Annotated in this window: 8 protein-coding genes and 1 riboswitch; of the genes, 3 read left to right on the plus strand and 5 right to left on the minus strand. The window is 72.1% G+C overall.

All coding sequences use genetic code 11. From position 1 onward, the window contains the following. Positions 1 to 13 precede the first annotated feature (13 nt). The 3 genes from ACFE67_RS09835 to ACFE67_RS09845 are packed head-to-tail and all read right to left on the minus strand — an operon-like array spanning position 14 to position 2,825. Positions 14 to 781: an energy-coupling factor transporter transmembrane component T family protein gene (locus ACFE67_RS09835; protein WP_375406695.1), complete on the minus strand. Its 768-nt coding sequence runs from the start codon at positions 779 to 781 to the stop codon at positions 14 to 16. Further along, positions 778 to 2,199, minus strand: a complete 1,422-nt coding sequence (locus tag ACFE67_RS09840) for an ABC transporter ATP-binding protein (RefSeq protein ID WP_375406696.1) — start codon at positions 2,197 to 2,199, stop codon at positions 778 to 780. The genes ACFE67_RS09835 and ACFE67_RS09840 overlap by 4 nt, the downstream gene beginning before the upstream one ends. Then, positions 2,196 to 2,825 (minus strand): ECF transporter S component, encoded by a 630-nt coding sequence (locus ACFE67_RS09845; RefSeq protein ID WP_375406697.1) that lies wholly within the window; start codon positions 2,823 to 2,825, stop codon positions 2,196 to 2,198. Before ACFE67_RS09845 ends, ACFE67_RS09840 begins: the two co-directional genes overlap by 4 nt. Before the next feature lie 28 nt (positions 2,826 to 2,853). Further along, a riboswitch (TPP riboswitch) is annotated at positions 2,854 to 2,959 on the minus strand. Between the two features lie 142 nt (positions 2,960 to 3,101). On the opposite strand from ACFE67_RS09845, the gene ACFE67_RS09850 reads away from it, so the two are divergent. Then, positions 3,102 to 4,016 carry an endonuclease domain-containing protein gene (locus tag ACFE67_RS09850; RefSeq protein ID WP_375406698.1) on the plus strand — a complete coding sequence of 305 codons (915 nt, stop codon included), beginning with the start codon at positions 3,102 to 3,104 and terminating at the stop codon, positions 4,014 to 4,016. 26 nt (positions 4,017 to 4,042) lie between these two features. On the opposite strand, the gene ACFE67_RS09855 is transcribed toward ACFE67_RS09850, so the two are convergent. After that, a complete protein-coding gene (locus ACFE67_RS09855) occupies positions 4,043 to 5,590 on the minus strand; it encodes a molybdopterin-dependent oxidoreductase (RefSeq protein WP_375406699.1) in 1,548 nt (515 codons plus the stop codon). Then, the gene (locus tag ACFE67_RS09860) at positions 5,591 to 5,914 is read right to left on the minus strand and encodes a hypothetical protein (protein WP_375406700.1); all 324 of its coding nucleotides are present in this window, start codon (positions 5,912 to 5,914) and stop codon (positions 5,591 to 5,593) included. An 88-nt stretch (positions 5,915 to 6,002) separates the two neighbouring features. Here ACFE67_RS09860 and glgX point away from each other — a divergent pair, with 88 nt between their 5' ends. Both glgX and ACFE67_RS09870 read left to right on the plus strand, forming a co-directional pair. After that, entirely contained in the window at positions 6,003 to 8,225 is a 2,223-nt protein-coding gene (gene glgX / locus ACFE67_RS09865; protein ID WP_375406701.1) for a glycogen debranching protein GlgX, read from the plus strand. A gap of 9 nt (positions 8,226 to 8,234) precedes the next feature. Further along, positions 8,235 to 8,805: alpha-amylase family glycosyl hydrolase (locus tag ACFE67_RS09870; protein ID WP_375406702.1), on the plus strand; the 571-nt coding region annotated here is incomplete at its 3' end.

Consider the following 8,805-nt stretch of genomic DNA (forward strand, 5'->3'; position numbering starts at 1 on the left):
CGTGCGTGTCGCGTCAGCGGCCGATCACCGCCACGGGATGCCAGGAGCCGGTCAGCAGCGATGCGGAGACCGCGACGCCGAGCACGACCGCCGCCGCGACGACGAGCACGGCGTCGGGCGGACCGAGACGGCTCGGACGCGCCCACGTCCGACCGCCCTGCCCACCGAACCCGCGTGCCTCCATCGCCGTCGCGAGCACGCCGCCGCGTCGCACGGAGAGCACGAGCAGCGCGAACGCCTGTCCGGCGAACCGGCGCAGGCGGCCGCGATCCGCGACGCCGCGGGCCCGCCGGGCGAGCGTCAGCGCCCGCCAGTCCTGACCCAGCAGGCCGAACAGGCGGAATGCTGCGAGCGCGCCGAGCACGAAGCGCGAGGGGAGGTGGAGGAGCTGCGCGAGGCCGTCGGCCAGCCGGGTCGCGTCGATGCCACCGAGCAGACCGGTGCCGCAGACCCCGAGCGCGAGCACGCGGAGGAACGTGGCGAGACCGAGCTGCACCGACCCCTCCGTGACGTGCACGAAGCCCCAGTCGAGCAGGACCGCGCCGCTCGCGACTCCGTAGAGCGCGATCCCGAGCCCGGCGATCGGCGCCACGATCGCGACCGGCACCATGCGCAGGACCAGGCCGCGCGGTACCACGCCCGCGACGAGGAGCAGGGCGCCGCCGAGGACCAGCGCGGTTCCCGCCGACACGACGTCGACGCTGAGCACGAGCACGATCGCGAACCCGATCGCGACGAGCAGGCGGGTGACCGGGTTCGTCCGGGCGAGCGCGCCGGTCACGCGAGGACGAGCCGCTCGGCGCCGAGCGCATCGGCGAAGCGCTCGTCGTGCGTCACCGCGAGCACGGATGACCCCTCGTCGAGCAGCTGGGCGAACAGGTCGACGAGCGCCGCCCAGGTGAGCGCGTCCTGCCCGAACGTCGGCTCGTCGACGACGAGCAGCCTCGGCGCCGTCGCCAGCGCCGTCGCGACCGAGAGGCGGCGCTGCTCGCCTCCGGAGAGCGTGAAGGGGTTGGCGTCCGCGAGCGCGCCGAGGCGCAGGGTGTCGAGCATCTCGGCCGTCCGATCGGCGACGGCGCGGTCGCCGGATCCGAGCGCTCGGGGTCCGATCGCGAGCTCCTGCCGCACGGTCGCCGCGACGAACTGGTGCTCGGGCTGCTGGAAGACGGACCCGATCCGCGGAAGCAGCTCGCGGGAGCGCCAGCGGAACGGCTCGGGGCGGAGGCAGCCCGCGAGCGCCGGCAGCGCCGCGAGACGGCCGCGCACCGGTGGCATCAGCCCCGCCGCGGTGAGCGCGAACGTCGACTTGCCCGCGCCGTTGCGGCCGAGCACCACCAGGGCACCGCCCACCCGCGCCGTCGCGTCGATGCCGCTCGCGACGGCCTCGCCGTCTCGTCCGACGACGAGCGCCTCCGCGGCGAGGAGGGGTTCGCCGGCCCGGCGCGGCGGCCGCTTCCCGCGTGGCACGAGACCCGGGACCCAGACCCCCGCGGCGCCGAGCGCCGCCCCCTGCTCTCGCAGCACCGTGTCCGGGGGGCCGTCGGCGAGCACCCCCGCCCCGGGCGCGAGCACCACGATCCGGTCGACGTGCTCCCGCCACACGTCCACCCTGTGCTCGACGACGACGAGCGTGGTACCTGCGGTCGCGGCGAGTACAGCGTCCCGCACCTCGGGCACGCCCCGCGGGTCGAGGTTCGCGGTCGGCTCGTCGAGTAGCACCGCGCCGGCGCCCATCGCGAGCACGCCCGCGATCGCGAGCCGCTGCTGCTGACCGCCGGACAGCGCCGAGGTCGACCGGTCCTGCGGCACGTCGAGACCGACCGCGGCGAGCGCCTCCGCCACCCGCGCCGGGATCTCCTCCGGCGCCACCCGGAGGTTCTCGCAGCCGAACGCGACGTCGTCGCCGACCCGCTCGAGCACGATGTTCGCATCCGGCGCCTGCAGCACGAGCCCGACCCGCCCCCTGGTGGACCGTGCATCGTGTCCGTCGACGAGGAGGCGGCCGGTGCCGTCCCCCTCGTCGTCGCCGAGCACGCCGGCGAACGCCTTCAGCAGCGTCGACTTCCCGGCGCCGGACGGACCGAGCAGGAGTACCCGCTCCCCCGGCTCGATGCGCAGGTCCAGCCCGCGGACCGCCCAGTCCCTGCGGCCGGCGTGCAGCCAGCCCCAGCCCTCCGCCCGCAGCGTGGCGGGTCTCACCGAGCGCGGACCGCGCGCCCGGCCGGGAACCGAGCGAGCGCGCCGGTCGCGGCGAGGGCGCGCACGACGACCCAGGCGAGCAGCCCGGCGAGGACGGCTCCGGAGACCGCCTGTGACGGGAGGTACACCGCGCCGAACGCGGCGCTCGAGCCGGCATAGCCGCCCGCGAGACCCGGGATGAACCCGAGGTCGTAAGCCGACGCGAACACCCCGGCGAGCGCGCCGGCGAGCGCCGCACTCCACCACGTCCACACGCGGTAGGCGAGGACGGCGAACACGATCTCGGCGCCGAGGCCCTGCACCAGTCCGGAGGTGATCGTCGCCGCGCCCCACTGGTTGCCGACGAGCGCGGACACGATCGCGGCGACGAGCTCGCCGTAGAGCGCGGCCCCCGGCTTGCGGACGACCAGCGCGACGAGCGGCCCGGCGATGAACCAGAGCCCGTTCGCGAGACCCTGGATACCCGGCAGCACGGCGGTGAGCAGGGTGCTCGGGCCGAGGTAGGCGGTGTTCCAGACGATGAACAGGAACGACGCCGCGACCGCGAGCACGCTCGCGATGACGATGTCGACGACCCGCCACCGCAGCGTGCGGGCGGATCGGGTGGTGGTGGAGCTGGTGGTCACGGTGCCCGCCTCGAGGGATCGAGCACGGGCGGTGTGAAGAGCGTTCCTACGCCGGCATGATCCGGTTCAGGTGCGGTCGAAGCTTGGAGCAGCTTCCTCTCAGCCCGGCTCACCGGACTCCCGTGTCGCCCTGACTCTAGCCACTCTCCGTTTTGTAGGAAGGTCATTCCTACAAAACGGAGCGCCCCCTCCCATCCTCTCCTCCACAGGGCGGATTCGGCCTCCGGCACGGAATCGCTCGCGACCGGTCCCGACGTAGCGTGCAGCATCTCGGCCATGCACACAGAGGACTGGCACGTCGCGGAGGGGATGGCTCTGGAGGTCCTCCGCGCCAACGACGGCGTCGCGAAGCTCGCGACGTTCCTCGCTGCGGGGCTGTCCGAATCCCAGGTCGCAGCGCTGTTCCGGCGCCGCTTCCTGCACAGGCCGCGGTCGGGCTGGTACGTCGATCCGGCGCTGCCGTGGCAGGGCAAGCGCGCCGTGCGTGTCGGAGGACTCCTGTCGTGCGTCTCAGCGGGCGACTCCTTCGGTCTCCCCGTACCGGTGGAGGCCCGCAGGCACCTCCATGTGCTCATGCCGAGGAACGCGCCCCGCGTCCGGCACAACCGCGACCGGCGCCACTACGTCGTCCCGGGCGAGGACACGGAGGTCCTCCGGCACTGGTCCGTCGAGCGGGGTACGCGAAAGGGCTGGCGAACCGGCCTCGTCGAGACGCTCGTCGATCTCGCGGACTGCGTGCCCCTCGACTGGTGGATCGCAGCGGTCGACGCCGCGCTCTACAAGCCCCGCGGCGGCGGCGCCCTGATGAACGAGTCCGACCTCCAGCGCCTCAGGGAGCTCCTGCCTCCGGCCATGCGAGCCGCGCTCGACCTGGTCGACCCCGCAGCGGAGAGCTGCATCGAATCGCTCCTCCGGCTCGGGATGGTCCGACGAGGCATCGACCCCGTCGTCTCGCAATTCGTGCCACATCCGGCCTACCGAGCCGACTTCCTGGTGGGCTCGCGCCTGCTGGTGGAAGCCGATGGGGCGGCGTTCCATGATCCGGAAGCGGACCGCATCAGGGACGCGATCCTCAGCGATCTCGGCTGGATCGTCCTCCGGTTCAGCTACGTGGAGATCGTCTTCTTCCTCGACTCGGTGCTGGACCGCATCGAGGCCGCGCTGGCTGCACTCCGACCCTCCGTTTTGTAGGAACCGGGTTCCTACAAAACGGAGGGTCAGGTGATCGTCAGCTGGACCGTGTGGAGGCCCGTGGCGCCGTTCGGGATCTCGCCCTGCTCCTTCGCGGTCTGCACGAGGCCCGTCGCGTCGGTCGCGCGGACGCGGAGGGTGTGCGCGCCCTTCGTCGCCGTCCACTGGTACCGCCACTGCCGCCACACGTCGACCGACCAGTCCCCGGCCAGCCGGCAGTCCACCCAAGGCCCGCCGTCGATCTGCAGCTGCACCCGCTGGATCCCGGTGTGCTGCGCCCACGCGACGCCCGCCACCGTCACGACGCCCGCACGTGCCCCGTTCACCGGCCGGTCGATCCGGCTCGACACCTTCACGGGTGCCTGCGCGCTGTAGCCGCGGTTCGTCCAGTACGCGGCCGCGCGGTCGAACCGCGTCACCTCGAGCTTCGTCAGCCACTTCGTCGCGGACACGTACCCGTAGAGCCCGGGCACGACCATCCGCACCGGGAAGCCGTGCAGCTGCGGCAGCGTCTCGCCGTTCATCCCGACGGCGAGCAGGGAGTCCCGGTTCGCGTCCTGCAGCACGGCGAGCGGCGTGCTGGCCGAGAACCCGTCGGCTCCCGATGAGAGCACCATGTCCGCGCCCGCCTTCGGCACCGCACGCGCGAGCACGTCCCGGATGGAGGTGCCGAGCCAGACGGCCGTGCCGTTCAGCGTGCCGCCGACCTCGTTCGACACGCACATCAGCGTCGTCGGGGACTCGTGCATCGCCAGCTTCGACAGCTGCGCGTAGCTCAGCGAGAACGGGTGCTCGACCTCGCCGGTCACCTCGACCCGCCACGTCGCCGGATCGAGCGACGGCGGGGTGAGGGCGATGTCGATCCGGTAGAAGTCGTCGTTCGCCGAGATCAGCGGCGTCAGCCCCGGCACGTCGAACGAGTCGGCGGCGGCAGGAGGCGCAACGGTCGCGGTCGGCGTCGGCAGCGTGACCTGCGCGATCGCCCGCTGCGTCGTGCGGGAGCCGGACCCGATGGCGCGCGCGACCGCGCCGGCCGCGACACCGGCGACGGCCGTCGCCGCGGTGGAGACGAGGAACGCGCGGCGGCCCTCCGTGGCGCTCCTGCGCTCGAGCCGGGTCAGCGCGATCGCCCCGACACCGGCCGCGACCACGGACGGCGTCGCGTCGAGCGGGGAGGCGCCCGTGCGGGTGACCGCCGCCGCGATCGCGACGAGGCCGACGACCCCGACGGCCACCGCGCCCCACGGCGGGCGCCGCGCCTGTAGGAGTCCGGCGACCGCGCCGAGCACCAGGACCACCACCAGGAGGACGACGATCAGGAACGGCTTGTCACCCGTGCCGAACGCGCCGACGACGGCCGACTTGAGGAAGCCGGGCGTCAGGTCGATCACGAACGAGCCGACCGACAGCATCGGGCTGGCCGACGCGTTCAGCACCGCGGCGACCACCTCGCCGGCCCCGAGCGCCGCTGCGGCTGCGCCGATCCCCGCGAGGGCCGCGAGGACCTTCGGGTGGGCTTCCTGGGTGGGCGCGGGCGGTGCGGACCGCGCCAGCGACGGGTGCGGAGCGGACACCTACTTCTTCAGCGCCTTCACGATGCGTGCGAGGGCCTTGCCCGACGCCCACACCAGCGGGATCGCGACCGCGGCGAGCGCCACCGGGTTCGCCTGGAACCGCACGCCGAGGCTGTCGCCGACATAGGCCCCGACCGGGATCACGTACCCGCCGCCACCGCCGCCACCGGTGTCGTCGTCGTCGCCGCCACCTCCTCCGAAGCCGTAGGCGACGAGAGCGACGGGGACGAACGTCGTGCCTTCGATCTCGCGCTCCTGCCCGTAGGCGACCTGCGCACCGAACTGCTTGAGCGTGTCCGCGAGGCGGACCGGGAGCGAACTCATGGCCCCGACGGTAGCCCCCGGAACTCCAAGCACCCCCTCGGTACCCTCTTCGCCGACCATGCGCCCCCCACACGACCAAGGAGCCTCCGTGCAGTCCTGGCCCGGCACCGCCTACCCCCTCGGCGCGACGTTCGACGGGAGCGGCACCAACTTCGCCCTCTTCTCGGAGGTCGCGGAGCGCGTCGAGCTCTGCCTCTTCGACGAGGACGGCACCGAGACGCGCGTCGATCTCGTCGACATCGACGCCTACGTCTGGCACGGCTATCTGCCCCAGGTCCAGCCGGGCCAGCGCTACGGCTACCGCGTGCACGGCGCCTACGACCCCGCGACCGGCTCCCGCTGCAACCCGAACAAGGTGCTGCTCGACCCCTACGCGAAGGCGACCGCCGGCGACTACGACTGGGACCAGTCCCTGTTCTCGTACACGTTCGGCGACCCGGACTCCGAGAACGACGAGGACTCCGCGTCGCACGTGATGCTCTCCGTCGTCGTCACCCCGTTCTTCGACTGGGGCGGGGACCGCCCGCCGAAGGTCCCCTACAACGAGACGCTGATCTACGAGGCGCACGTGAAGGGGCTGACCCAGCTGCACCCGGACGTGCCGGAGGAGGAACGCGGGACCTACGCGGGCCTCGCGAACCCGCACGTGATCGACCACCTGCAGAAGCTCGGGATCACCGCGATCGAGCTGATGCCCGTGCACCAGTTCGTGCAGGACTCGACGCTGCTCGACAAGGGACTGCGGAACTACTGGGGCTACAACACGATCGCGTTCTTCGCCCCGCACAACGACTACGCCGCGTCCGGCCAGCTCGGCCAGCAGGTGCAGGAGTTCAAGTCGATGGTCCGCGCGATGCACGACGCGGGCATCGAGGTGATCCTCGACGTGGTCTACAACCACACCGCGGAGGGCAACCACCTCGGCCCGACCCTGTCCATGCGCGGCATCGACAACGCCGCGTACTACCGCCTGGTCGACGACGACAAGCGCTTCTACATGGACTACACCGGCACCGGCAACTCGCTGAACGTGCGGCACCCGCACGCGCTGCAGCTGCTGATGGACTCGCTGCGGTACTGGGTGACCGAGATGCACGTCGACGGCTTCCGCTTCGACCTGGCGGCCACCCTCGCCCGCGAGTTCTACGAGGTCGACCGGCTGTCGACCTTCTTCGAGCTCGTGCAGCAGGACCCGATCGTCAGCCAGGTGAAGCTGATCGCCGAGCCCTGGGACATCGGCCCCGGCGGCTACCAGGTCGGCAACTTCCCGCCGCAGTGGACGGAGTGGAACGGCAAGTACCGCGACACCGTGCGCGACTTCTGGCGCGGCGAGCCCTCGACGCTCGGCGAGTTCGCGGCCCGCATCACCGGGTCCGCGGACCTGTACGAGAACGACGGGCGGCGGCCGGTCGCCTCCATCAACTTCGTCACGGCCCACGACGGCTTCACGATCCGCGACCTGGTGTCCTACAACGACAAGCACAACGAGGCCAACGGCGAGAACGGCAACGACGGCGAGTCCCACAACCGGTCCTGGAACGGGGGCGTGGAGGGGGAGACCGACGATCACGAGATCCTCACGCTGCGGGGCAAGCAGCAGCGCAACTTCATCGCGACGCTGCTGCTCAGCCAGGGCGTGCCGATGCTGCTGCACGGCGACGAGCTGGGGCGGACCCAGGGCGGCAACAACAACACCTACGCGCAGGACAGCGACATCGCCTGGGTGCACTGGGACAAGGCCGACCAGCCCCTGATCGAGTTCACGGCGGCGATCTCGCGGTTGCGCAAGGAGCACCCGGTGTTCCGGCGCGCCCGCTTCTTCGACGGCAGGCCGCAGACGAGCGACGAGGGCGCCCCGAAGCCCGACATCAAGTGGCTGCGCCCCGACGGCACCGGGATGCAGCCCGAGGACTGGGACAGCGGGTTCGGTCGCGCCGTCGGCGTGTACCTGAACGGCGAGGGCCTGCGCGACCGCGACGCCCGCGGCGAGCGCGTCGTCGATGTGGACTTCCTGCTGTACTTCAACGCGGCCGACGAGATCGTGAAGTGCAAGCTGCCTCCGAAGGCGTATGGAGCCTCCTGGGACGTCGTCGTGGACACGAGCGGCAGGAACACCGACCGCGGTCCCCTTCGGGCGGGGAACCAGCTGAATCTGGAGGCGCGCTCGCTCGTCGTGCTGCAGGCGCATCAGCTGGTCGAGGTCGACGTGGACCACTCGGTGGCCGCGTCGCTGGCCATCCTCGCGAACGCCCAGGCGACGGGGCAGATCGCCGCGCAGTTCGCCTCCAACGCCAAGCCCGACAAGAAGTAGGACCAGACCGTGACCGACCCCACTCCCCCGACCCCCGTCTCCACCTACCGGGTGCAGGTGACGGCGGCCTTCGACCTGCATTCGGTCGCGGAGCTGACCGGTTACCTGGCGGATCTCGGCGCGGACTGGGTCTACCTGTCGCCGCTGCTCGAGGCCGAGCCGGGGTCCGACCACGGCTACGACGTGATCTCCCACGAGCGCGTCGACCCCTCCCGCGGCGGCGACGAGGGGCTGGTGGAGGCGGCGAGCGCAGCACATGCGAAGGGGCTCGGCGTCCTGGTCGACATCGTGCCGAACCACATGGGCGTCGCGACGCCCGCGAAGAACGCCTGGTGGTGGGACGTCCTGAAGCACGGGCGGGAGTCGCCTTACGCGAGCGCGTTCGACATCGACTGGGACTTCGGCGGCGGCAAGCTGCGGATCCCGGTGCTCGGGGACCCTTCGACAGACTCAGGAGGGCCCGGCGACGCGCTCGACGAGCTGACCGTGGAGGGCTCCGAGCTCGCCTACTACGACAACCGGTACCCGATCGCGCCGGGCACGGCCGACGACGGTGCCGACGCCCGCACCGTCCACGATC

It is taken from the genome of uncultured Amnibacterium sp. (genome assembly GCF_964244015.1).
In the GTDB taxonomy this organism is placed as follows: Bacteria; Actinomycetota; Actinomycetes; order Actinomycetales; family Microbacteriaceae; genus Amnibacterium.